Below are 22,125 nucleotides of genomic sequence, written 5' to 3' on the forward strand. Positions count from 1 at the left end.
ACGGCTACCCTAAGGTGGCCGTTTTTCATTTCATTAAGTTTGAATTAGCTAAGCATTAAGCATTAAGCATTAAGCATGAGCAAGTGGAGTGGTTGATTGGCGTAACCATTCCAATGTATCACCTTCAACTAATGGGCTAACATCGTTCCATACTTTCTGGTGGTAATCATTAAGCCATGCAAGTTCAGGTCGTGTCAGTAAATCGACGTTGATGTTGCGCTTATCGATAGGGCAACGTGTTAGCGACTCAAACGTTAGTACTGAGAAGTCACCTTGAGTTGGCAGCTCAACCACCAGTTCTAGGTTTTCGATACGGATACCAAATTCATCTGCACGGTAGTAACCCGGCTCGTTTGATAACACCATGCCTTCAACAAGAGGTACATCGATTAGCTTCTTAGAGATGCTTTGCGGACCTTCATGAACACTTAGGAAATGACCAACACCGTGACCAGTGCCGTGGTCGTAGTCGAAGCCTTCTGCCCATAAGTGTTGGCGAGCTAGAATATCAAGTTGGAAACCACGAGTACCCTGTGGGAAACGTGCACGCGCGATACCGATGTGACCTTTAAGCGCTAACGTGAACTGCTGGATCATTTCGTCGCTTGGCTGGCCAATCGCGATAGTTCGAGTGATGTCGGTTGTACCATCTAGGTACTGACCGCCTGAATCGACTAGGTAAAGAGTATTCATCTCTAACTGACCTGGTTCAGGTTGGTTCTCGTGGTTGTAGTGACACATTGCTGCGTTGCCGCCTGCTGCTGAAATCGTGTCAAAACTTAGGTCCATCAGCGTTGGGTCTTGTTCGCGGAATGATTGAACTTTGTCTGCTAGCACAGCTTCATTGTGCAGATTACCTTGCGTGACTTCTGCATCAATCCAAGATAGGAACTTCGCCATCGCAACACCATCACGAATGTGACACGCTTTCATGCCGGCAATTTCAGTTTCATTCTTTGCTGCTTTTGGCATTAGGCATGGGTCTGCTGCTTCAATGATATGAGCACCAGAGTTTTGTAGAACCAGTGTGTACCAAGCGTTACTGGTACCTGAATCGACAGATACATTTTTGCCTTCCAAAGATTGAAGGCGTGCTTCAAGCTCTGATGGGTGAGATACGCGAATACCATTGCCAACGTGTGCTTCAAAGCCCGTAGGAATACGAGCTGGGTCTAGGAAGAAGTCGACGCTTTCATCGGCGTGGATGATCGCATTGGATAACACAACAGGTAGGCGAGATACGTCCAAGCCGCGAATGTTAAGCAACCAACAGATCGAATCGAGTTCCGTAAGGATAGCGGCATCAGCACCTTTGGCTTTTAGTAAGCCAGCAATCTCCGCACGTTTGCTTTCACTTGATTGGCCTACTGCGTCTGTTGCCATTAAGCGAACATCAGATACCACCGGCTCAGGACGATCAGACCAAAGCTCATCAATTGGATTCGAAGATAGTGTTGTTAGTTCAACTTTCTCTGCCAGTTTAGCTTGAGCGCCTTTCAACCAAGCAGCAGTGTGCATGCGTGGGTCGAATGCAACCTTGCTGCCTTGTGCTAGAGAACTGGTGATCCAATCTAAAGCCGGCTCTTCAATAAGGTGGCGATACTCAAATAACTCTGCTGGTACCTGCTTACGAACCTGAACCGTGTAGCGACCATCAACAAAAATAGCAGCGTTCTCACGAGTGATAACTGCCGCACCAGCAGAGCCAGTGAAACCTGTTAACCAGTGAAGTCGCTCGTTATGAGCAGGAACGTATTCACCTAGATATTCGTCTTCATGTGGAATGATAACGGCATCTAGGTTGTTTGTTTCAAGCCAAGCTCGAACCGCAGCAACGCGTTCAGCAGTGATATTGTGCATCTGTGTTTATCCTTATTGTTAGGGTCCTTGTTAACACTCACAGTCGATATACATGCGAGGGGACTTATTAGGTCAATAAGCTAGCGCTTTTGTTCGTTTGCTGCAAACGCTGTACGCCATTTTTATCTAAGGTGCAGAGTTTTTTCTTTGATGATATCTCGTAGCCAAGTTAACGCTGGGTCATTTTCTCTGTCACGGTGCCAAAACAGAGTGTATGCCATCGGTGGGAATTCCATCGGTAAAGGGACAACCACTAAGTCGAGTTGCTTGGCGACGAGGTAAGTAAAGTGGCTTGGTGCAGTAAACACAAAGTCGGTGTAGGTACATAGGCTTGCGGCGCTATTGAAGTCTGGAACAGAAATAGCGATATCACGTTGGTGACCAAGGTCGGCAAGCTTATAGTCGAGCAGCCAACGATCGTTACCATCACATCTTACTTGTACATGACGCTGTGCAAGGTAGGTTTCCAGATCCCATTTGCCATTCAGAGCGGGGTGGTTGCGTCTTAGCACACACATCTGCGCGTCACGGTAGATCTCTTGCTCGCAAATATCATCTGGCGGCAGCATAGTTAAACGTGCGTCGTTGATGTCGATGTCTTTACCTGTGAGTCCGATATCGAGCTCACCGAGCTGCAGCTTCTTAAAGGTTTGCTCCGTCCAAGCGTGGGTGTTGATATTCACCTTAGGGGCTTGTCGAAATATCGCTGGTAAAAAGTGGGGAAGAATAAGTGGGTAAACGCTCTCAACAGCCGCAATGTGAAAACTGTGGTCACTGTTGTTGGGAATGAAGGTCTCTGGTTGGGTGAGCACATCAAGTTGGTTGATCAGCGTTTCTAATCGAGGTTTGAGAAAGACCGCCTTTGGTGTTGGTCGCAGACCATGAGCACTTCGCGTGAAAAGGGGATCATTAAATTGCTCACGAAGTTTGGCCAATGACTTACTAACCGCTGACTGGCTTAGGCACAATCGGTGGGCGGTGCGAGTCACACTTAGCTCTTCCATCAGCACCTGCAAGCAAACTAATAGATTGAGGTCGAGGCGCGATAGTTTCTCAATATTCATATGAGTTTCCTATTTGGAATAATGCTAATGAGTATATGCCATTTTTGTTCATATCTTTAGTTGGTTATTATGCACCTAAATTAACTCATTCGGAGAATCTTGTGCCTTCTAACGCGCTTCCAACCCCTAGTAAACTGCAGGTTGCTTTATTGGCAATGTTGGTTTTATTTAGCCCTCTGGCTATTGATATCTACCTACCAGCTCTGCCACAAATTTCGACAGCGTTTCACGTGGAACATGCACTAGCACAAGATACGATTACCTGGTTTTTATTCGCCATGGGTGTCGGGCAATTATTTGCTGGCCCTTTGGCTGATAAGCTAGGACGTCGAACCGTTGCATTGGGAGGTGTTAGTATCTATGCATTGAGTGCTTGCTTGGCGTGGGCAGCTCAATCGATTGATATGATGCTAATGGCTCGGCTGCTACAAGGCTTAGGAGCTTGTGCGACTTCTGTAGCAGCCTTTGCAACGGTTCGCGATCTATTTGGCCCAGAGAAGAGTGGCCGTATGATCAGCTACCTTAATGGTGCAATCTGTTTTATTCCTGCTTTGGCACCCATTCTTGGCGCTTGGTTAACACATCAATTTGGTTGGCGCTCGAACTTTAGCTTTATGGCAGGCTTTGCTGTCGTTGTTGGCACTATCTTATTCTTCCAAATGAAAGAGTCTAACCCTGCGACAGAAAAGGTTGCGGTATTCAAGCTTGAGCGATACTGGTCAGTATTGAAAACACCATCATTCCTTTTCCACGCAACCTTGTGTCTGATGGCGATGGCGGTTATCCTCGCTTATGTAACCTCTGCACCAGTTGTGTTGATGGAAAACCTAGGCCTGACCATGAAAGAGTTTACTTTCTGGTTTGGTGTTAATGCGGCCATCAACATTGCAGCTGCGTTTACTGCACCTAAATTTATGGACCGTTTTGGTACCTATAAAGCACTGGTGGTTGGTATCTCGACGCTGGGCTTAGCGGGTGTGATTATGTTGGTGCTTGCTGAGCACGCTACTCCAATCGCGTTCATGCTACCGATCTTCTTATCGTCAGTTGGCTTTGCTTGGATTCTTGGTGCTGCGGCAGGTAAAGCTCTAGAACCTTTCGGTGACCGTGCGGGTACAGCTGCTGCGCTGCTTGGCTTGTTCCAAATGAGCGGTTCAGGGCTTCTTGTGGGTACCATGCAACGTCTTGATTTAACGTCGCAAGTGATGATTGCTCTGCAAATGTTCCTGATTGTTCCTGCGTTATTAGTGCTTGCGAGCAAAGCGGGTAAGTCTTGGCACACGACGTTTGCTAAGGCATAAGTTACAAGGGTGACAAAATATACAAATGGCGGTTTTCGAAACGTTAAAACATGGTATATTTGTCACTCATTGAAACGTTAGTCCCCAACGGAAAATACTGTAATGTCATTAACAACCTACGAAATGGCGCGCGTCTTAGAACAAATGGAAGATGCACCTGAAAAGGTCATGTTTGGTAAACTGCTTAAAGAGCTAGGCAACCAAAGTGAAGAGCGTATTCGCAGTGCGGCAAAACAAGTTCCAATCGATACTTTGCGAGATATCATTTACCAATTTCAGCGTGTGGTAGAGTCTCGTAAGGGTGAGCAGGTTCAGCTATTGGCAAAAGAACTTGCAGAGCAAGGCATCTCTGCTGAAGAGCTACAAGCTTTTCTAAATAAGTAAGCTTATCCCAGTTAAAAAAGAAACCACTCAATTGAGTGGTTTCTTGCGTTTGGGCTGTAGCATTTAGCTTTAGCAGTTCAAAAGAGGTGAAAACTTATTTTAATTCCTGAACTGCGCTTTCAAAACTCTATCAAGTGAGAATGGTCCTGCGCCCCACACGACAACGATAAGAATCATTAACCCCCAAAGCTGATGATCGTAGAAGCCTTGATCCCACAATACAGGGTAAGACACGACAGCAATGATATTGAAAACGAACAACACCGCAGCCATAGGTCGTGTTAATAAACCGAGCGCTAAAAACATCGGTAGAATTAACTCAGCGGCAGTGCCCATGTAAGCAGCCAATTCCCAAGGTAGCAGTGGCACTTGGTATTCCAATTCAAACAAGTAAAGCGTGCTATCCCAAGTAGCTATCTTGGTGAGTCCAGAATTAAAGAATACCCACGCCACCCAAAGGCGACAAAATAGTAGAAGCACTGGAACAAAAAGTGCCTGTGATTTCTCAATCAAACTGTCGTATTGAGCCATCATGTTCGTGACTGTGTTGTTATCCATGTTATGCCTCCAATTCGGCATTGATTGAAAAACCTGAGATGACGTTTAGCGCCATAACAGTATTCAGATGTTGTAGTAATAAAGGATCGATTGCTGAGAGTGTTCGACCTGATTGCAATTCAGTGAGGAGTTGGTGGCTCTCTTCACTCAAACTATGGCTCTCAACCTGTGAATTCTCAGCTCGGATTAACACCCCAAATTCAGCTTGGTTGATGTCTAGCCCATCAAGTTGCTGCTGATAGATGGCGTGTTCAAGCGCGATAATCGTGTAACTAGAATGAATCAGTGTTATTGAATCTTTGAGATGAAAGACTAAAGCGCCTTGTTGCTCTTGTGGTACATCTGCAAGGCAAGAAAGAGGTCTCTGGTCGACATGTGCTTGTGACGAAAACCTTACCAAGCTATCTTTCTGCCATTCATACAAAGCCACTTCACCGAGATAAGGTGCAGCCTCAATAACGGCAGGAAAGGCTTGGATAGTCTGTTCAAAGTGTTCACCGTAACCACTGACATCACCAGAGGTCGATGGATAATGTAAGACATGTTGACGAGCCATCTGTTGGAAGCACTCTTCACCAACCAACATTTCAGTGAGTGGGTAGGTTGCTGCCAGAACTTCGCTCAAGCTGATCACAAAGTTATTACGGTAAATCTGGATGCGTTGTTCATCGGTAAAATGGTCGCTCACTATGTCGCAGTACTCACCATTGTTTTGATAGCGTAGGGCGTTAGCAAACTCCAATTGAACCTCTGCTAGGGAGTGGCTCATGAGGCGCGACTCCTTTGGTTGAACTTGTCGTGTTGATACAAGATATCACTGGCTTTGGTTGCTTCAGCCAATAAAACTTGTGGCTCTGGGATATCGAGATCCCACTCAATCAAGGTATGGCGCAAACCATGTTGTGCAACCCAGTCAGTGTAGAGTTTCCACACTTCGTCACAGACAGGTTTACTGTGTGTGTCTATCCAGATCTCACCTTGTTCAAGCTTCTTTTTGGTAAAACCTGCCAAGTGAATCTCTTCCACTTTGTCTGCAGGTATTCCACTTAGATACTCTTCACAGCTGAAGCCATGATTGAAAGATGAGACAAAAATATTATTGAAATCGAGCAGTAGGCGACACTCAGTGCGCTTCTGTACCTCGGCTAAAAATTCCCACTCTGGGATGGTTGAATGCTTGAAGGCAAGGTAGCTCGATGGGTTCTCAATCAGCATAGGGCGTTGCAGGCTATCTTGTACCTCGATGACATTGCGACAAAAGACCTCTAGCGCTTCTTCGGTATAAGGCAGCGGTAGCAAGTCATTGAAATAATGACCACTTGTCTGACTCCAACTGAGATGATCAGAAACCAAGAAGGGTTCGATATCATCAATGAGCTCTTTTAATTGCACAAGATGATGTTGATTGATGCGCTCAACAGAACCTAGCGACAACCCAACACCGTGACAACTGATGTTGTGTGCGTGACGAATTTCTCTGAGTTGTTGTCGTTGCGGTGATTGAGCTAAGAAGTAGTTCTCGCTGTGAACTTCTAACCAACTTACTAAGGCTGGATTTTGGCTAAAGAAGTCCAAGTGCGGTGTTCTAAGGCCAACCCCTGCGTAGGGGTGAAGAGTTTGAGTCACAACGATTCTCCTAACAAGAAGTGGAGGTGAGCTGAATGTCAGCTCACCATACTAAGCAGCTCAATTATGATGATTGAGTGTTACCACCTGATAATTTGCCACATAGCCCTTTAGGTACGACTACGAACGCATCGGATTGGTTGTCTTCTTTTGCTGTACCCGCACATGAGCTTGTTTTGGTTGCACAATCATTTTGGCCAGCTTTTGCCACGCCGTAGCATTTTTCTTTTGCTGCTGCTTCCGCAGGTGCTGATGTAAGAACTGCACCGCCGAACGCTAGTACACTTGTGATTGCAGCTGTAACAGCAAGATTAGAATTTTTCATAGTCATTCCCTCTAGGACTTAATAGTATTTTATATCGCAGGTTAATGGATTGTTAACTTGCTTACTAAAAAGGATAGGAAGAACTAGGAAATAATTTCACGACATTATAAGAAATATCAATATTAATGATGTGTTAGCTATTAAGTTACTGATTATATGATGTTATTTTTTGATTGTTTTTTCTTCTTATTATCCTAAACGCAGCCTAGTGTTTAGGTTATAATCAACTTTTATGTATAAATACCCAGTAGTGAGCATATCCAATGATAGATCCTTCGCTTTTACTCGATGGCCTAAACGATAAACAACGTGAGGCGGTCGCGGCACCTTTAGAAAACCTACTTATTCTGGCAGGTGCAGGCAGTGGTAAAACGCGAGTGTTGGTGCATCGTATCGCTTGGCTGCAAAGCGTAGAGCAAGCATCACCGTTCTCTATTATGTCGGTTACCTTCACCAACAAAGCGGCAGCAGAGATGCGTGGTCGTATTGAAGAGTTGATGATGGGTAGTTCGTCAGGCATGTGGAACGGCACCTTCCATGGTATCTGTCACCGCATCCTTCGTGCTCACTACCTAGATGCAAAACTGCCAGAAGATTTCCAGATCATTGATTCTGATGATCAGATTCGTTTGCTACGCCGCTTAATCAAGGCGCAAAACCTCGATGAAAAGCAGTGGCCTGCTAAGCAAGCTTCTTGGTGGATCAATGGCAAGAAAGACGAGGGGTTACGCCCAAGTCACATTGACGCCTACCATGATCCAATAACTCAAACGTGGTTAAAGATCTATTCTGCTTACCAAGAAGCATGTGACCGTGCTGGTTTGGTCGACTTTGCGGAAATCTTGCTGAGATCGCATGAACTATTACGCGATAAGAAACACATTCGAGAGCATTACCAAGCACGCTTTAAGCATATCCTTGTCGATGAATTCCAAGATACCAACAACATCCAATACGCTTGGCTTCGGATGATGGCTGGCCCAGATTGTCGCGTGATGATCGTAGGTGATGATGACCAATCTATCTATGGTTGGCGTGGTGCGAAGATCGAAAATATTCAGAAGTTCTTGGATGAATTCCCAGGAGCTTCGACGGTTCGACTTGAACAAAACTACCGTTCAACTAAAACCATTCTGCAGGCGTCGAACGAGCTTATCTCGAACAACACCGAACGTATGGGTAAAGAGCTGTGGACCGATGGTAACGATGGCGAGCCAATCTCTGTGTACTCAGCTTATAACGAGCTAGATGAAGCACGTTTCACGGTCAGCAAAATCAAAGAGTGGCAAGAGAAAGGCGGTGCGTTAGAAGATACCGCGATGCTTTATCGTAATAACGCCCAATCTCGTGTTCTTGAAGAAGCTTTGATCCAAGGTGGTCTACCTTACCGAATCTACGGCGGCATGCGATTCTTCGAGCGTCAAGAAATCAGAGACGCCTTGAGCTACATGCGCCTCATGAGCAACCGCAGTAATGATGCCGCGTTTGAACGTGTGGTTAATACGCCAACGCGTGGCTTGGGTGATAAAACGTTAGAAACGATTCGTCTTGCTGCTCGTGATCGTGGTGCAACCATGTGGGAAGCCAGTGTTGCTTTGATAGAAGAGCAAGTGCTACCCGGTCGTGCTGCGGGCGCATTAAGTCGTTTTATCGAGCTGATTAATGCGCTTGAAGATGACACGTTGGAACTTAGCCTGCATGAACAAACCGACCACGTGATTAAATCGTCGGGTCTGTTTGCTATGTACGAGCAAGAGAAGGGTGAGAAGTCGAAGGCACGTATCGAGAACTTGGAAGAATTGGTAACGGCAACGCGCCAGTTTGAAAAGCCGGAAGAAGCGGATGAGATGAGCATGCTGACGGCGTTCTTAACTCACGCAGCTTTGGAAGCGGGTGAAGGTCAGGCCGATGAGTTTGACGATGCGGTTCAGTTAATGACTTTGCACAGTGCTAAAGGCCTAGAGTTTCCAATGGTGTTTATGGTGGGTGTCGAAGAAGGCATGTTCCCAAGCCAGATGTCGGCCGAAGAAGCGGGGCGTTTAGAAGAAGAGCGTCGCCTGTGCTATGTCGGTATGACCCGTGCGATGGAGAAGCTCTACATCACTTATGCTGAAATGCGTCGTTTGTATGGTCAAGACAAGTACCACAAGCCATCTCGTTTTATTCGTGAACTACCAGAAACCTGTCTGGATGAGGTTCGTATGAAAGCGCAAGTGAGTCGTCCTGCTAGCAGTGGCCGCTTTAGCCAAACCGCCGTGAAAGAGAACTTTAACGAAACAGGCTTTAGTTTGGGTTCTCGCGTTAAGCACCCTAAGTTTGGTGAAGGCACTATCATCAACTTCGAGGGAAGTGGCCCGCAGAGCCGAGTTCAAGTCGCGTTTAACGGTGAAGGCATCAAGTGGTTAGTAACGGCTTACGCGCGTTTAGAACAGTTGTAATCTGCTACTTCGGTATCTAAAAATCGTTCATTATTAAAAACAGAAAGAGCAGCCAATGGCTGCTCTTTTTATTACTTTGTACCGACCTAAATTAGGTTAATACGAGCTGAAGACATTGTTGCCTCAAAGTGAGACTTACAGTGCTGCAAGTGCCGCTTCGTAGTTTGGCTCTTCAGTGATCTCTGCAACCAACTCGCTGTGTGTCACCACACCTTTTTCATCAACAACGACAACGGCACGTGTTGTTAGGCCTGATAGTGGGCCTTCAGCGATCGCTACGCCGTAGTCTGATGCGAATGTAGGAGAACGGAAAGTTGAAGCGTGTTGAACGCCTTCAATGCCTTCTAGTTCACAGAAGCGGCCCGCAGCAAACGGTAGGTCAGCAGAAATACAAACAACAACCGTGTTCTCAAGTTCTGCTGCTTTTGCGTTGAACGTACGTACGCTCGTTGCACAAGTTGCTGTGTCGATGCTTGGGAAGATGTTTAGAACCACTTTCTTGCCTTCAAGAGAAGCAAGAGTCAGTTCAGAAAGGTCGCCTGCAGTCAGTGCAAAGCTTGGTGCTTGTTCGCCAGTTTGTGGGAATGTGCCTGTTAGTGGTACAGCAGCGCCTTTGAAGGTAACGTGTGACATGAATTTGTCCTTAGTTTAATTATGGTTATGAAACTAGTTGAGCCTAGTAAGACTTACGTTACTCGGAAGTGGTTAAGAAGTGAATGCTTTAAATGTCAGAATTGTAATTAAAGGTCTTTGATTTATTTGTTTGAGAGAGGAATAAGTGAAACGACAGATAAAGAAAAACCCCGAGAGCTTGCGCTCATCGGGGTCTATAGTCTTACTCGCAGCAATCCGGCTACTAAGTGTGCTCCATGCATCAAATCCATGATAGTGTGCTGTTATCCTTCAGCGTATTCCTTTCATCGCCTTCCTAGCGGTGTCCTTGATCTTATCCTGATCTGCCAACAATCCTCGTTAGCGCGCGTCACTTGTTCCTTGAGCGGTGTCCTTTACATCATCCTGATGTTCAGTCCTTTCCTCGTCCAGAGGTGTCCATTGTCTTTCCTTAGTAGCAACCATCCTAGTTACTATTGCGTCCATTCAATGTCCATTTCGCTATCCATGCCGATTATTCATCCTGAGTAATCGAATCTTCATCCTGAAGATAACCAAGTCCTTGGCGTTTCCTGTTCCGTGTCAGCATCCTTCCGACACCATTCATATTACCGATTCCTTATTTATCAGCAATGGTGCATAAGCGAATTTCTATATAATTATTTGAACGATAAATGTACGTATCTTTTAATTTCAATTGGTTACGATGTCGAGGTGATTAATTTCGTCATCAAATATCGATATTTACTCACTACCTTGTGAGAGATCTCGCACAAGGCAGCGAGTAAAAAGGGAGGATTATTCCCTACTGACCAATGGCTGCACCTTCACGACGAGGGTCTGCAGCACCTTCTAGACCATCTTTTGTGATGCGAATAGCGTGTAAACCCGAGTTAAGATCGCGAACGTTGACCTCAAATCCCATCTTTTCTAGCTCAGGTTTGAAGTTTTCCGCTGATGTTCCTTTTTCCAAATCTAAGGTACCGAAGCGATTTAGGAAGTGTGGTTGGTTGATCGCTTGTTGGATATCCATGTCCCATTGGGTGTGAGCAATGATCGCTTGTGCCACATAACCGATGATACGGCTGCCTCCCGGAGAGCCAATTGCCATGTAAGGTTTATCGTCTTGCATGATAATGGTCGGCGCCATTGAAGAACGTGGACGCTTACCTGGTTCAAGTCGGTTCGCGATAGGCTTGCCATCGTTATGAGTCTTGAATGAGAAGTCGGTCAGTTCGTTGTTGAGTAGGAATCCTCTTACCATCAGGCGTGAGCCAAATGCGTTCTCGATGGTGGTGGTCATCGATACGACATTGCCATCACTATCGACAATGTTGAAGTGGCTGGTGGACGGCAACTCAATAGAAACATCTTGGCTTCTCTGCATCGCATGATCCCACGGTGGGGTGCCTGAAGGTGCGCTGTCTAATGCCTTACCTGCGGTAATTAACTGAGCACGCTCCTGCAAATAGTCAGTATTCACTAACCCTTGGGTTGGCATAGGCACATAATCTTGGTCTGCCATGTACATACCACGGTCTGCAAAGGCTAAGCGAGAAGCGTCTGCTAACACTTGCCAAGATTTTGCGTCGTTTGGCCCCCATGATTTGAGGTCAAACTGCTCAGTCATTGCAAGGATTTGTCCAACCGTTAACGCACCAGAGCTTGGTGGCCCCATTCCGCAAATATCGTAGCTTTCATAAGCAGAACAAACCGGTTCGCGCTGCTTGATCGAATAGGCGTCGAAATCTTTCTGTGCCAATACGCCCGGGTTACCTTTCGCTGTTTGTACTGTGTTAATGATGTCGGCAGAAATCTCACCTTGGTAGAAAGCTTTAGCACCATCCTTCGAGATAGCGTGTAACGTTGCCGCGTATTCAGGGTTCTTAAGTTGCGTGCCAGCGGCTTTCGGGCTGCCATCGGCATTGAAGAAGTAGGCTTTAGTTGTCGCAAAGCGGCTCAGACGTTCTTGGTCGTTTTCGATCAAGGTGGCTAAACGTGGGCTGATAGTAAAACCTTCTTCAGCTAACTGAGCGATAGGTTTAATCAGTGATGCCCATTCGAGCTTGCCGTATTTCTGGTGAGTGTCCCACAGCAATTGCACCGTGCCCGGCGTGGCAACAGAACGACCGCCAACCACGGCATCATAGAATTTAAGCGGTTGTCCGTTTTCGTCTTGGAATAGACGTGGGGTGGCATCAAGTGGCGCAGTTTCACGGCCATCGTAGGTCTTGAGCTGTTTGTCTTTGCCATCAAAATAGACAAGGAACGCGCCGCCACCAATACCTGATGACTGAGGTTCCACTAAGCCAAGCATAAGCTGCACGGCAACCATGGCGTCAATTGCGTTACCACCACGGGCAAGTACATCAGCACCGGCTTGTGTTGCAAGAGGGTTGGCTGCGGTGACCATCCAATCGTTGGCTTTAACGAGTTGTTTGGTTTCTAAACCACTACTTTGTTCGGGTGCGACGGAATCGGCAGCTTGATTTGCCCAACTGACGTGAGAGGCAAAAAGTAGGGTAGAAGTGGCGAGGGTTGTTAGTTTTGTTTTCCACTGCATGATCTTCTCCTTTTAATATGCAGAGCTAGATTGGCAGCGGAAAGATTAGATAGCCAGTGCGTTGTTAACGAATTGTAATCTTGATTCGAATTTAAGCGATTAAACCGGACAGCGACTGCCAAAGAATACTCGCGCCAATCAGGCTGAATACCACGCCACATAAGCCATCGATGTATACCGTTGCTTCGCTAAGTTTCTTCTGTAGAGCCTTAGTCGAAAGCATCCACGCCAGTAGTGAAAACCAAAACAGAGACAGACCAAACAAGATAATAAGCGCAAAGCCTTTACCTGATAGAGACATGTCGGCAGGCACTAAGCTCGACATCAAGCTAATAAAGAACACCAAAGCTTTTGGGTTGAGAATATTGGTCGCAAACCCTTTCGAAAATGCCTGACGCTTGTTGGTCAGAATCAGATCTTTGGCATTGACGGTATCGTCGTCATCGTCGTGGTTCTGAATGATTTGCCAGGTTGCTTTAAGTGCACCGTAGCCTAAGTACAGCAAGTAGCTACCGCCAGCCAACTGGATAATGGCAAATAGGGTTGGTTGCTGGTGGACTAGGTAACTGATTCCCGTCAGGCTGAGCAACGAATGCAGTAAGATCCCGCAAGATAAACCAAGCGCAATGTACAAGCCTGTTTGTCTGCCGTGGCGTGTCGCATTTTGCACGACTAACGCAAAGTCAGGGCCGGGGCTCATCAAAGCGATGAAATGGATAGAGGCGAGGGTGATCAGTATGGTGACTTCGTTCATGTCAGTTCTCAATAACGTTGCCGCTATTATTAAATAAGTAATCGTATTGAGCGTAGCTTACCGCGATTTGAAATCGAGCAATTGTAAATTATCAACACTTAGTTGATTTGTGAGGGTGGTACGCCGAATGTGGTTTTGAATGCCTTGGAGAAGTGTGCTTGATCATAGAAGCCTACTTGGTGCGCGACTTTAGTACCACAGATCCCAGATTTAATCAGGCGCATGCTCTGTTCCATACGTAAACGGCTCAGCCACGCGTAAGGGGTGATGCCCATTCTGTTCTTAAAGTGGCGTTGGAATTGAGTTGTGGTTAAGCCGCACAGCTCAGACAGTTGTTCTAATCGCACTGGCTGGTCCAAATTCGCCATCAAATAGTCTTTGAGTGTATTAATCGATTGATTACCCAGTTTGATGTCACTCTTCGATCCAAATTTTGCATAACGATCGACAATCGTTGAGAACCCCTCGAATGGTAAGCAATCTTGAGCGAGTTGGCTGATGCTTTGATTGATTAACAGGCCGTGTAAGTTGCGTAATTGTAAAAACGCAGCTTGATCGGAGAGGATCAACTCAGAAAAGCCTAATGTGTGACCATTTTGCTTGGGATCGGCAAGATCTTGAAACCATTGAGGAGAAACTGCAAACACACTGACTTGATAACCTGAATCGAGTTTGGAGTGCCCATCATGCAGCTCATCAGGTGGCATGATAACCACTTGGCCTGCACCGACATGGTGGCTCGCCCCTTTATAGGCGAATTTTTGCTGCCCTTGGGTAATTAAGCCGATGTGAAAGTCCAAATGATAGTGACGCTGAAAAGCAAACTCTTGGTATTGAGCTTGGATCAGGCTGATATCTTCTGTTGGGGTAGAGTAGTAGTGGACTTTATCCATGGTACAAAAAAGCTTGGTCAAATAGTCATCAATTCAACCAAGCTTATCTGCGTATTAAGGGATTGTCTTGTAAAAAACGATCAATATCACTGTTTCGCGCGTTTGTTCTTCTTGTTGTTACGCAGGCCATCAAAGCTGAAAATAACCAGTGCTCCCCATATGAAAGCAAAGGTGATCGCTTTATCTGAGGTAAAGGCTTCGCCGTAGATCAGAACCGCCAGTAAGAACATCAAGCTTGGACCGATGTACTGGAAGAAACCGAGTGTTGATAGCTTCAAGCGAGTTGCAGCGCCAGTAAAACACAGCAATGGAACCGTGGTGATCACACCGGCAGCAACCAGTAATAGGTTGAGTTGCATCGGGTTCATCGATAAGTTTGAGGTCGGGCTATCGGCAATAAACAGTAAGTAGGTTGCGGCTAGAGGCAGCATCACCAGAGTTTCAATGAACAGACCCGTTTGTGCTTCTAAGCTGACTTTCTTACGCAGCAAGCCATAAAAGCCAAAGCTAAAGGCTAGGGCAATGGCGACGATAGGCACTGAGCCGAAGGCAATTAATTGGATTAATACGCCAATCGCAGCCAGAGCCACAGCAAACCATTGCAGCTTACGTAAGCGTTCGCCAAGGAAGAGCATCCCAAGTAACACGTTAATCAGCGGGTTGATGTAATACCCCAAACTGGCATCGAGCATGTGATTGGAGTTCACCGCCCAGATAAAGATCAGCCAGTTAGCACCCACCAAAATAGACGTCGCTACCAAATAGAGCATTTTTGGTTTTGAGGTCAGGGTATCGCGGACTTTACGCCAGCTGCGGCCAATGTGTAGTAAGAAAGCGAGTAGGAAAAAAGACCATACTACACGGTGGCTGAGGATCTCTAACGGGGAAACGTCACTTAAAGATTTGAAATATATAGGGGCGATACCCCACATTGTGTAGGCGCCGACGGCAAGCAAAACTCCTTGGCGCGTACGTTGTTGTTCTTCCTGTGTCATGCATCTTTCTCTAGCACTGAGTGCTTATTAATAAGATTTATAAGAGAGTTGGTCAGTATAGGAGCGATAACCCTTTTCACCTAACAATTTGCGGTTTAATTCGCCAGCGTTCCCCTCTACAATGTGCGACTTGCTTGCCGAAGATGCTTGCTGATTTCATACCTCGATTAGGAACCACAATGACCGCCACTCTGATTGCTGAGCAAATACCAACTCCCGCGAATGATGCGCAAACCATCTTACAAGATGTGTTTGGCTATCAAAGCTTTCGCGATGGTCAGCAAGAGGTCATTGATTTGGCCGTTGAAGGCAAAGACAGCTTGGTGATTATGCCAACCGGTGGTGGTAAATCTCTGTGTTACCAAATCCCTGCTTTGGTTCGTGAAGGGCTGACTCTGGTTATCTCGCCGCTGATCTCGTTGATGAAAGACCAAGTCGATCAACTGAAGGCCAATGGTGTTGCTGCTGAGTGTATTAACTCTTCAATGCCACGTGACCAATTGCTGAATGTGTTCAATCGCATGAACTCAGGTCAGCTGAAAATGGTGTATGTGTCACCAGAGCGTGTGTTGATGCGTGATTTTATCGAGCGTCTTCAAGGTTTACCGCTTTCGATGATTGCAGTCGATGAAGCGCACTGTATCTCTCAATGGGGTCACGACTTCCGCCCTGAATACGCATCATTAGGTCAGCTTAAACAGTATTTCCCGCATGTGCCTTACATGGCGCTCACAGCAACCGCTGATGATGCGACGCGCAAAGATATTATCTCGCGCTTACAGCTCCTGGACCCGCATACTTACTTAGGCAGCTTTGATCGCCCTAATATTCGCTACAACTTGGTTGAGAAGCACAAACCCGTGTCACAGGTGGTTCGCTACCTAGAAACACAAAAGGGCAATTGCGGCATCATCTACTGTGGTAGCCGTAAGAAAGTGGAGATGGTGACCGAGAAGCTGTGCAATAACGGTATTCGCGCCGCGGGTTATCACGCTGGTATGGACACCGATGAGCGTGCTTACGTTCAAGAAGCCTTTCAACGCGATGATATTCAGATCGTGGTCGCGACTGTGGCTTTCGGTATGGGCATCAACAAACCCAACGTACGTTTCGTGGTGCACTTTGATATCCCACGTAATATCGAGTCTTACTATCAAGAGACAGGCCGTGCAGGTCGTGATGGTTTGCCTGCTGAAGCGATGATGTTGTTTGACCCGGCTGATATGGGTTGGCTGCGTCGTATGCTAGATGAGAAAGAAGAAGGCCCACAGAAACAAGTTGAGATGCACAAGCTGAATGCGATGAGTGCCTTTGCTGAAGCGCAAACGTGTCGTCGTCAGGTTCTGCTTAACTATTTTGGCGAATATCGCGAGAAGCAATGTGGCAACTGCGATATCTGCTTAGATCCACCAAAACACTTTGACGCGACCCAAGAAGCACAGAAGGCGTTGTCTTGTGTGTACCGTGTCAATCAGTCGTTTGGTATGGGCTACGTAGTCGAAGTGATGCGTGGTATGCAGAATATTCGTGTCCGCGATAATGGTCACGATAAGCTGTCTACCTACGGTATTGGCCGCGACCATAGCCACGATTACTGGATCAGTATCTTCCGTCAGTTAATCCACAAAGGCTTGCTGTTCCAGAACATCACTCGTAACTCGACATTACAGCTAACAGAAGAAGCCCGCCCGCTGCTGCGCGGTGAGATGTCTTTGGAATTGGCTGTTCCTCGTTTAGATACAGCGGTGCGTAATGCTAAGTCCGATAAGTTAAGCAGCAAGAATTACGATAAGAAGCTGTTTGCGAGACTGCGTAAGCTGCGTAAGTCGATTGCTGATGAAGATGGCTTGCCACCATATGTGGTATTCAGCGACGCGACCTTGATTGATATGGCTGAAATACTACCTACTTCATACGGAGAAATGCTGGCAGTCAACGGTGTCGGTCAACGTAAACTCGATAAGTACGCAGACCCATTCTTAGATTTGATTCAAGAACACATCACCACACACGGTTAGTTTGCAAGAAACGTCTAACTAATAGAAAAAGAATAAGGTTGATAGGGACATGACAACACAAACAGAATTTGGCTTAAGAGAGTATTTAGCTGAGGAAGGGCGTTTATTGATTACGTCTCCAAGTTTTGATTTTGATTCTTACGAAGTGCTAGGTGAAAAGCTGGTGGCGTTGCTGTCAGCGTCTGTTGTTGAAAAGCAATGGGACGCCGATATGCATTCTTGGTTGATTGATTTTGAAGATTGTCGAATGTTCTTAAAGTCTGAGCATTACAGTGAATCAATTTGGTTTGAGTCGTTAAACGCGGAAGAAAGCCGAGAAGAGTTTGATTATCTCGCGACGCTTTTCAAGCGCGGTTTTTAACTTTAGGCATAGCTTCTAAAGCACAGCTTCTAGCGCTATTCACCAATAAAAGTGAGGATAAACGTTTGCGTTTGTTCTCACCATTGCAGCCAATATTGATTAATGTATAATCGCCCGCCGCTCAATAGAGCAAATTATAGAAACATTTTTAATTCACATTATTGGTAAGAGCTTTCTTGGATTATTCGAAGAAATGACTCGATTTGGGTTCCCTCACCCCCAAACCAAACTAAAAAGGTACAGCATGAGTAACTTTACCCCTGCGCAACAGCGCAAAGCCTTAGCACTATTAGTTTTGTTCCATTTGGTGATTATTGCGTCAAGCAACTATCTGGTTCAGCTACCTTTTACCGTCTTCGGTATGCACACCACTTGGGGTGCTTTCACTTTCCCGTTTATCTTCCTAGCGACCGATCTGACCGTACGCATTTTTGGCGCGCAGCTTGCCCGTAAAATCATTTTCTTAGTGATGCTACCAGCGCTGGCCGTTTCTTATTTCTTGTCAGTGGTGTTCTTTGAAGGTTCATTCCAAGGCTTTAGCCAACTAGGTGAGTTCAACTTGTTTGTTGCGCGTATCGCCGCGGCGAGCTTCATGGCTTATTTACTGGGTCAGATCTTGGATGTGCATGTTTTCAACCGCCTACGTCAGCTTAAACAGTGGTGGGTTGCCCCAACGTGTTCAACGTTATTCGGTAATGCTATTGATACCATCGCTTTCTTTGCGATTGCTTTCTACCAAAGCCCAGATCCATTTATGGCCGAGCATTGGACTGAGATTGCCTTAGTCGATTACGGATTCAAACTTATCATCAGCTTAGGCTTGTTCGTGCCTATGTACGGCGTGCTTCTTAACTACATTGTTAGAAAGCTAACCGCAGTGAACCCTGACTTTAAAGCGACAGGCGTGAACGCTTAAGTTTGAGATTTGTAACACAAAGCATTAATGCAGCGATAAGAAAAAGTCCAAGTTAGTCTACTAACTTGGGCTTTTTTAATTTCTAGCGTCAGATACTAATATCAGAGGCATTTAATATTCAATGGCCAGCCAATATCGGTTTGTCTATTCGACTCGATCTCTAGCTCTGCAGCGGTCAGCGGATTGTCAGCTAACCATTGCTTAGAAAGCGTTAGGGTTAGATTGTTGTCATTCGTCGTCAGTTTGAACTCAGGCTCTAGCGCTGGGTTACGACGGTGAGTTAACAAAATAGCCAAACGCAGAATACGTAAAATACGCTTGCTGCTGGTGCCTGAGATAGCGTGTTGCTCTGGTAATGAGGTTAACTGTTCACGGTAGCGACGAGTTAACTCACCCAAGTAGTGCTTTTGCGCTCGAGTAAAGCCAGGTAGGTCTAAGTTTTGCAGCAGATAAGCGCTGTGCTCACCGCCTTTTTTGAAATCGATGGTTAAACCAATCTCGTGAAGCTTAGCTGCCGTTTGCAATAGCACACCAGCTTGAGGTTCTGAAACCCACGCTTCGGCGCCCGCTTGGTCTAGCAGCGTTTGTGCGACTACAGCAACTTGTTCACCGTAGCTTACGTCCATTTGGTAGCGTGATTGAACACTCTTAATGGTACGCGCTCGGATATCTTCTTGGCGAAGCTCATCAACCATCTCGTAGGCTAGGCCTTCCCGGAGTGCGCCGCCTGCGAGTGTCATTGAATCTATTTCAAGCAACTCAAAAATAGCAATAAGAATGGAAAGGCCACTCGGGAACACTAATGCGCGTTCAAGGGTAAGTCCTTCGATTTCTAGCTCTTCCAAGCGCTCAGTAATCATCGCTTGTTTCTGTAGACGCTTAAGTTTGGCATGAGTAATCACTTCATCCATGCCTTGCGCCAACATGATCTCTTGCAGTGCTTGAACGGTACCGCTGGCGCCCACACACACATCCCATCCGATATCAGTGTAGCTATCTAGGATAGGAGCCAACGTCGACTTCGCCGCTTCAATGGCGTTGTTAAAGTTGGTAGCGGTTAATTGGCGGTTTTTAAAGTGGCGCTCAAGCCAAGTAACACAGCCCATCTTTAGGCTGGTTAGTGCTTTCGCTGAGAAGCCTTCACCAATGATCATCTCGGTGCTTGCGCCACCAATATCAACAACCAGTCGGCGGCCGCTGCCACCAGAAGTGTGTGCTACGCCTTTATAGATAGTCGCAGCTTCTTCTTCTCCGGAGATAACATTGATGTCGTAACCAAGGATCTGGTTCGCTTTCTCTAGAAATATATCCACATTGATAGCAGTACGTAGGGTCGCTGTACCGACAATGCGGATATTTTCTTTCGGAATATCTTGCAGTCGCTCTGCAAAGAGACTCAAACAGTCCCAACCGCGCTGCATGGCTTCTGTACTAAGCGCATTATTTTCATCTAAGCCTGCAGCTAAACGCACTTTGCGCTTAATTTTAGCCATGGTTTGTACGCTGCCATCGATATGACGCACAACGAGCATATGAAAACTGTTCGACCCGAGGTCGATTGCAGCGTAAAGCGGGGGTGACACTGTTTGACTCATAAGCGACTAAGCTTCCTTGTTATGACGCGGTTGGCGTGGGCGACGGTTCTGGTTTGGTTTACGGTTCCCGTTGCGTGGGCCATTGTTGTTTGAGCGGCGTTGTTGCGGGTTACGTGTACGTAAGCGCAATGGTGCTGGTAGATCTTCTAGCAGTGCAGAAGCATCGTAGTCAGACACAGGGATCGCGTGCTCAATGTATTCTTCGATTGGTGGCAAGTTGATTGCGTAATCTTCACAAGCAAAGCTGATCGAGTGACCACTTGCACCAGCACGACCTGTACGGCCGATACGGTGAACGTAATCTTCACAGTCATCAGGTAGGTCGAAGTTGAATACGTGTGTTACTTGAGGAATGTGTAGACCACGTGCTGCAACGTCGGTTGCGACAAGCAGGTCAACATCACCTTTAGTGAATTGCTCAAGAATCTTTTCACGTTTCTTCTGAGGAACATCGCCAGTTAGCAGGCCAACACGGTGACCATCTGCAGCTAGGTGACCCCAAACAGACTCACATTTGTGCTTAGTGTTAGCGAAGATGATAGCGCGCTCTGGCCACTCTTCTTCAACTAGAGTCTGCAGCAGTGCCATTTTGTGTTCGTTTGATGGGTAGAACAGCTCTTCCTGAATGCGGTGACCTGTTTTACGCTCTGGCTCAACAACAACATGCTCTGGGTTGTGCATGTGTTCGAACGCTAGCTCTTGTACGCGGTAAGACAATGTCGCAGAGAACAGCATGTTCAGGCGATCTTTTGGCTCAGGCATACGGCGGAACAAGAAGCGGATGTCTTTGATGAAACCAAGATCGAACATGCGATCAGCTTCGTCAAGAACAACAGCTTGAATGTGGTTAAGGTTAAATACCTTCTGCTTGTAGAAATCGATGATGCGGCCAGTCGTACCAATTAAGATATCTGCGCCTTCTTCGATTTTACCTAGTTGCTTGTCGTAGCTTTCGCCACCGTAAGCAAGTGCTGCCTTGATACCTGTGCTTTCAACCAGAGAGTCAGCATCGTTGTAGATCTGAATCGCGAGTTCACGCGTTGGTGCCATAATAATCGCACGTGGCTGGTTAGGCTTACGCCCTTCATGCTCAGATGTTTTTAGCAGGTGGTTAAAAGTAGCAGTAAGAAACGCAAGCGTTTTACCAGTACCCGTTTGGGCCTGGCCTGCAATGTCTTGGCCGGTGAGCAGTACCGGGAGCGCCAAGGCTTGGATAGGGGTACAATAATCGAACCCTTTTTTCTCCAATCCTTCAATGACTTGCGGAAGTAAATCCAAGTCGGCGAACTTTTGCTCTGTGATATGCGTCTTTTTCATTGCTATAGAATATCAGCTTAAGCTTGCAATACGAAAGTAAATACATTCCAATAGGGCATCTATTTACTGGTTATCATCCAACCAGTTCTAAAAAATACATTGGAGTGGAAGATGAGTGATAAGATTTTGCAGCTAACTGATGACGGTTTTGATAACGATGTAATCAATGCTGCAGGCCCTGTTCTTGTTGATTTTTGGGCAGAATGGTGTGGTCCATGTAAAATGATTGCGCCGATTCTTGATGAAATCGCAGACGAGTACGAAGGCAAGCTCACAATCGGTAAATTAAATATCGACCAAAATGCTGGTACTCCACCAAAGTTTGGTATTCGCGGTATTCCAACGCTACTTCTTTTCAAAGATGGCGGCGTAGCAGCGACTAAAGTTGGTGCATTATCTAAAACTCAACTTAAAGAGTTCTTAGACGCTAACCTTTAATCAGGTCAGCATTTGAAAAGAAACCGTGCAGTTAACAAATGCGCGGTTTTGTTTTTTCTAAGCTATGGACTAGTCTTAGTTTTAGTGCTAATTTATCGCACGTTAAT

The 22,125-nt window shown here is 46.3% G+C and carries 20 protein-coding genes; 7 read left to right on the forward strand and 13 right to left on the reverse strand.

From position 1 onward, the window contains the following. Window positions 1-69: 69 nt before the first annotated feature. Both LMH68_RS08295 and LMH68_RS08300 read right to left on the reverse strand, forming a co-directional pair. Complete coding sequence (locus tag LMH68_RS08295; protein ID WP_102393433.1) at window positions 70-1,860, reverse strand: aminopeptidase P family protein; 1,791 nt, start codon at window positions 1,858-1,860, stop codon at window positions 70-72. A gap of 122 nt (window positions 1,861-1,982) precedes the next feature. Further along, window positions 1,983-2,924, reverse strand: a complete 942-nt coding sequence (locus tag LMH68_RS08300) for a LysR substrate-binding domain-containing protein (protein WP_017061320.1) — start codon at window positions 2,922-2,924, stop codon at window positions 1,983-1,985. Between the two features lie 101 nt (window positions 2,925-3,025). Here LMH68_RS08300 and LMH68_RS08305 point away from each other — a divergent pair, with 101 nt between their 5' ends. Next, window positions 3,026-4,225, forward strand: a complete 1,200-nt coding sequence (locus LMH68_RS08305; RefSeq protein WP_029235524.1) for a multidrug effflux MFS transporter — start codon at window positions 3,026-3,028, stop codon at window positions 4,223-4,225. Window positions 4,226-4,327: 102 nt separating this feature from the next. Further along, complete coding sequence (locus LMH68_RS08310; RefSeq protein ID WP_009848181.1) at window positions 4,328-4,609, forward strand: hypothetical protein; 282 nt, start codon at window positions 4,328-4,330, stop codon at window positions 4,607-4,609. A 99-nt stretch (window positions 4,610-4,708) separates the two neighbouring features. Here LMH68_RS08310 and LMH68_RS08315 read toward each other — a convergent pair whose 3' ends face one another. The 4 genes from LMH68_RS08315 to LMH68_RS08330 all read right to left on the reverse strand — a co-directional run bounded on the left by LMH68_RS08315 (window position 4,709) and on the right by LMH68_RS08330 (window position 7,118). Then, window positions 4,709-5,167, reverse strand: a complete 459-nt coding sequence (locus LMH68_RS08315) for a DoxX family protein (protein WP_017061322.1) — start codon at window positions 5,165-5,167, stop codon at window positions 4,709-4,711. A gap of 1 nt (window position 5,168) precedes the next feature. Further along, window positions 5,169-5,936, reverse strand: coding sequence for a DNA-binding domain-containing protein (locus LMH68_RS08320; protein WP_017061323.1), 768 nt, complete (start codon window positions 5,934-5,936; stop codon window positions 5,169-5,171). Further along, window positions 5,933-6,793 carry a DUF692 domain-containing protein gene (locus LMH68_RS08325; protein WP_229648299.1) on the reverse strand — a complete coding sequence of 287 codons (861 nt, stop codon included), beginning with the start codon at window positions 6,791-6,793 and terminating at the stop codon, window positions 5,933-5,935. The genes LMH68_RS08320 and LMH68_RS08325 overlap by 4 nt, the downstream gene beginning before the upstream one ends. Before the next feature lie 64 nt (window positions 6,794-6,857). Next, on the reverse strand, window positions 6,858-7,118 hold the full coding sequence (locus tag LMH68_RS08330) for a DUF2282 domain-containing protein (RefSeq protein ID WP_004736650.1): 261 nt from the start codon (window positions 7,116-7,118) through the stop codon (window positions 6,858-6,860). 263 nt (window positions 7,119-7,381) lie between these two features. On the opposite strand from LMH68_RS08330, the gene uvrD reads away from it, so the two are divergent. Then, window positions 7,382-9,556 (forward strand): DNA helicase II, encoded by a 2,175-nt coding sequence (gene uvrD, locus LMH68_RS08335; protein WP_017061325.1) that lies wholly within the window; start codon window positions 7,382-7,384, stop codon window positions 9,554-9,556. A gap of 135 nt (window positions 9,557-9,691) precedes the next feature. Here uvrD and tpx read toward each other — a convergent pair whose 3' ends face one another. The 5 genes from tpx to rarD form a co-directional block, all read right to left on the reverse strand. Beyond that, window positions 9,692-10,189 (reverse strand): thiol peroxidase, encoded by a 498-nt coding sequence (gene tpx / locus LMH68_RS08340; protein ID WP_017062986.1) that lies wholly within the window; start codon window positions 10,187-10,189, stop codon window positions 9,692-9,694. A 784-nt stretch (window positions 10,190-10,973) separates the two neighbouring features. Further along, a complete protein-coding gene (ggt, locus tag LMH68_RS08345; RefSeq protein WP_017062985.1) occupies window positions 10,974-12,731 on the reverse strand; it encodes a gamma-glutamyltransferase in 1,758 nt (585 codons plus the stop codon). A 91-nt stretch (window positions 12,732-12,822) separates the two neighbouring features. Next, window positions 12,823-13,485: a LysE family translocator gene (locus tag LMH68_RS08350; RefSeq protein WP_017061328.1), complete on the reverse strand. Its 663-nt coding sequence runs from the start codon at window positions 13,483-13,485 to the stop codon at window positions 12,823-12,825. Between the two features lie 98 nt (window positions 13,486-13,583). After that, window positions 13,584-14,378, reverse strand: a complete 795-nt coding sequence (locus LMH68_RS08355) for a helix-turn-helix transcriptional regulator (RefSeq protein WP_017065745.1) — start codon at window positions 14,376-14,378, stop codon at window positions 13,584-13,586. A gap of 86 nt (window positions 14,379-14,464) precedes the next feature. Beyond that, on the reverse strand, window positions 14,465-15,373 hold the full coding sequence (gene rarD / locus LMH68_RS08360) for an EamA family transporter RarD (protein WP_017061330.1): 909 nt from the start codon (window positions 15,371-15,373) through the stop codon (window positions 14,465-14,467). A 179-nt stretch (window positions 15,374-15,552) separates the two neighbouring features. Here rarD and recQ point away from each other — a divergent pair, with 179 nt between their 5' ends. The 3 genes from recQ to LMH68_RS08375 all read left to right on the forward strand — a co-directional run bounded on the left by recQ (window position 15,553) and on the right by LMH68_RS08375 (window position 18,668). Continuing rightward, window positions 15,553-17,391 carry an ATP-dependent DNA helicase RecQ gene (gene recQ, locus LMH68_RS08365; RefSeq protein WP_229648300.1) on the forward strand — a complete coding sequence of 613 codons (1,839 nt, stop codon included), beginning with the start codon at window positions 15,553-15,555 and terminating at the stop codon, window positions 17,389-17,391. 49 nt (window positions 17,392-17,440) lie between these two features. Then, a complete protein-coding gene (locus LMH68_RS08370) occupies window positions 17,441-17,752 on the forward strand; it encodes a DUF3630 family protein (protein ID WP_017061332.1) in 312 nt (103 codons plus the stop codon). Between the two features lie 244 nt (window positions 17,753-17,996). Beyond that, window positions 17,997-18,668 (forward strand): 7-cyano-7-deazaguanine/7-aminomethyl-7-deazaguanine transporter, encoded by a 672-nt coding sequence (locus tag LMH68_RS08375; protein ID WP_017061333.1) that lies wholly within the window; start codon window positions 17,997-17,999, stop codon window positions 18,666-18,668. Window positions 18,669-18,769: 101 nt separating this feature from the next. Here the strand turns inward: LMH68_RS08375 and gppA are convergent, their stop codons facing one another. Together gppA and rhlB are read right to left on the reverse strand one after the other, a co-directional pair. Beyond that, window positions 18,770-20,263, reverse strand: coding sequence for a guanosine-5'-triphosphate,3'-diphosphate diphosphatase (gppA, locus tag LMH68_RS08380; protein WP_017062980.1), 1,494 nt, complete (start codon window positions 20,261-20,263; stop codon window positions 18,770-18,772). 6 nt (window positions 20,264-20,269) lie between these two features. Then, on the reverse strand, window positions 20,270-21,580 hold the full coding sequence (gene rhlB, locus LMH68_RS08385; RefSeq protein ID WP_017062979.1) for an ATP-dependent RNA helicase RhlB: 1,311 nt from the start codon (window positions 21,578-21,580) through the stop codon (window positions 20,270-20,272). A 111-nt stretch (window positions 21,581-21,691) separates the two neighbouring features. Here rhlB and trxA point away from each other — a divergent pair, with 111 nt between their 5' ends. Then, window positions 21,692-22,018, forward strand: coding sequence for a thioredoxin TrxA (gene trxA, locus LMH68_RS08390; RefSeq protein WP_010440700.1), 327 nt, complete (start codon window positions 21,692-21,694; stop codon window positions 22,016-22,018). Window positions 22,019-22,125: the final 107 nt, after the last annotated feature.

Origin of the sequence: Vibrio sp. F13 (genome assembly GCF_020806305.2) — a bacterium.
GTDB classification, from domain to species: domain Bacteria; phylum Pseudomonadota; class Gammaproteobacteria; order Enterobacterales; family Vibrionaceae; genus Vibrio; species Vibrio crassostreae_C.

What these genes read in the sequence shown, in the direction of transcription:
- LMH68_RS08295 (WP_102393433.1), bottom strand. Translation starts at nt 1,860, where the DNA reads ATGCACAATATCACTGCTGAACGCGTTGCTGCGGTTCGAGCTTGGCTT.
- LMH68_RS08300 (WP_017061320.1), bottom strand. Translation starts at nt 2,924, where the DNA reads ATGAATATTGAGAAACTATCGCGCCTCGACCTCAATCTATTAGTTTGC.
- LMH68_RS08310 (WP_009848181.1), top strand. Translation starts at nt 4,328, where the DNA reads ATGTCATTAACAACCTACGAAATGGCGCGCGTCTTAGAACAAATGGAA.
- LMH68_RS08315 (WP_017061322.1), bottom strand. Translation starts at nt 5,167, where the DNA reads ATGGATAACAACACAGTCACGAACATGATGGCTCAATACGACAGTTTG.
- LMH68_RS08320 (WP_017061323.1), bottom strand. Translation starts at nt 5,936, where the DNA reads ATGAGCCACTCCCTAGCAGAGGTTCAATTGGAGTTTGCTAACGCCCTA.
- LMH68_RS08330 (WP_004736650.1), bottom strand. Translation starts at nt 7,118, where the DNA reads ATGAAAAATTCTAATCTTGCTGTTACAGCTGCAATCACAAGTGTACTA.
- uvrD (WP_017061325.1), top strand. Translation starts at nt 7,382, where the DNA reads ATGATAGATCCTTCGCTTTTACTCGATGGCCTAAACGATAAACAACGT.
- tpx (WP_017062986.1), bottom strand. Translation starts at nt 10,189, where the DNA reads ATGTCACACGTTACCTTCAAAGGCGCTGCTGTACCACTAACAGGCACA.
- ggt (WP_017062985.1), bottom strand. Translation starts at nt 12,731, where the DNA reads ATGCAGTGGAAAACAAAACTAACAACCCTCGCCACTTCTACCCTACTT.
- LMH68_RS08350 (WP_017061328.1), bottom strand. Translation starts at nt 13,485, where the DNA reads ATGAACGAAGTCACCATACTGATCACCCTCGCCTCTATCCATTTCATC.
- LMH68_RS08355 (WP_017065745.1), bottom strand. Translation starts at nt 14,378, where the DNA reads ATGGATAAAGTCCACTACTACTCTACCCCAACAGAAGATATCAGCCTG.
- rarD (WP_017061330.1), bottom strand. Translation starts at nt 15,373, where the DNA reads ATGACACAGGAAGAACAACAACGTACGCGCCAAGGAGTTTTGCTTGCC.
- recQ (WP_229648300.1), top strand. Translation starts at nt 15,553, where the DNA reads ATGACCGCCACTCTGATTGCTGAGCAAATACCAACTCCCGCGAATGAT.
- LMH68_RS08370 (WP_017061332.1), top strand. Translation starts at nt 17,441, where the DNA reads ATGACAACACAAACAGAATTTGGCTTAAGAGAGTATTTAGCTGAGGAA.
- LMH68_RS08375 (WP_017061333.1), top strand. Translation starts at nt 17,997, where the DNA reads ATGAGTAACTTTACCCCTGCGCAACAGCGCAAAGCCTTAGCACTATTA.
- gppA (WP_017062980.1), bottom strand. Translation starts at nt 20,263, where the DNA reads ATGAGTCAAACAGTGTCACCCCCGCTTTACGCTGCAATCGACCTCGGG.
- rhlB (WP_017062979.1), bottom strand. Translation starts at nt 21,580, where the DNA reads ATGAAAAAGACGCATATCACAGAGCAAAAGTTCGCCGACTTGGATTTA.
- trxA (WP_010440700.1), top strand. Translation starts at nt 21,692, where the DNA reads ATGAGTGATAAGATTTTGCAGCTAACTGATGACGGTTTTGATAACGAT.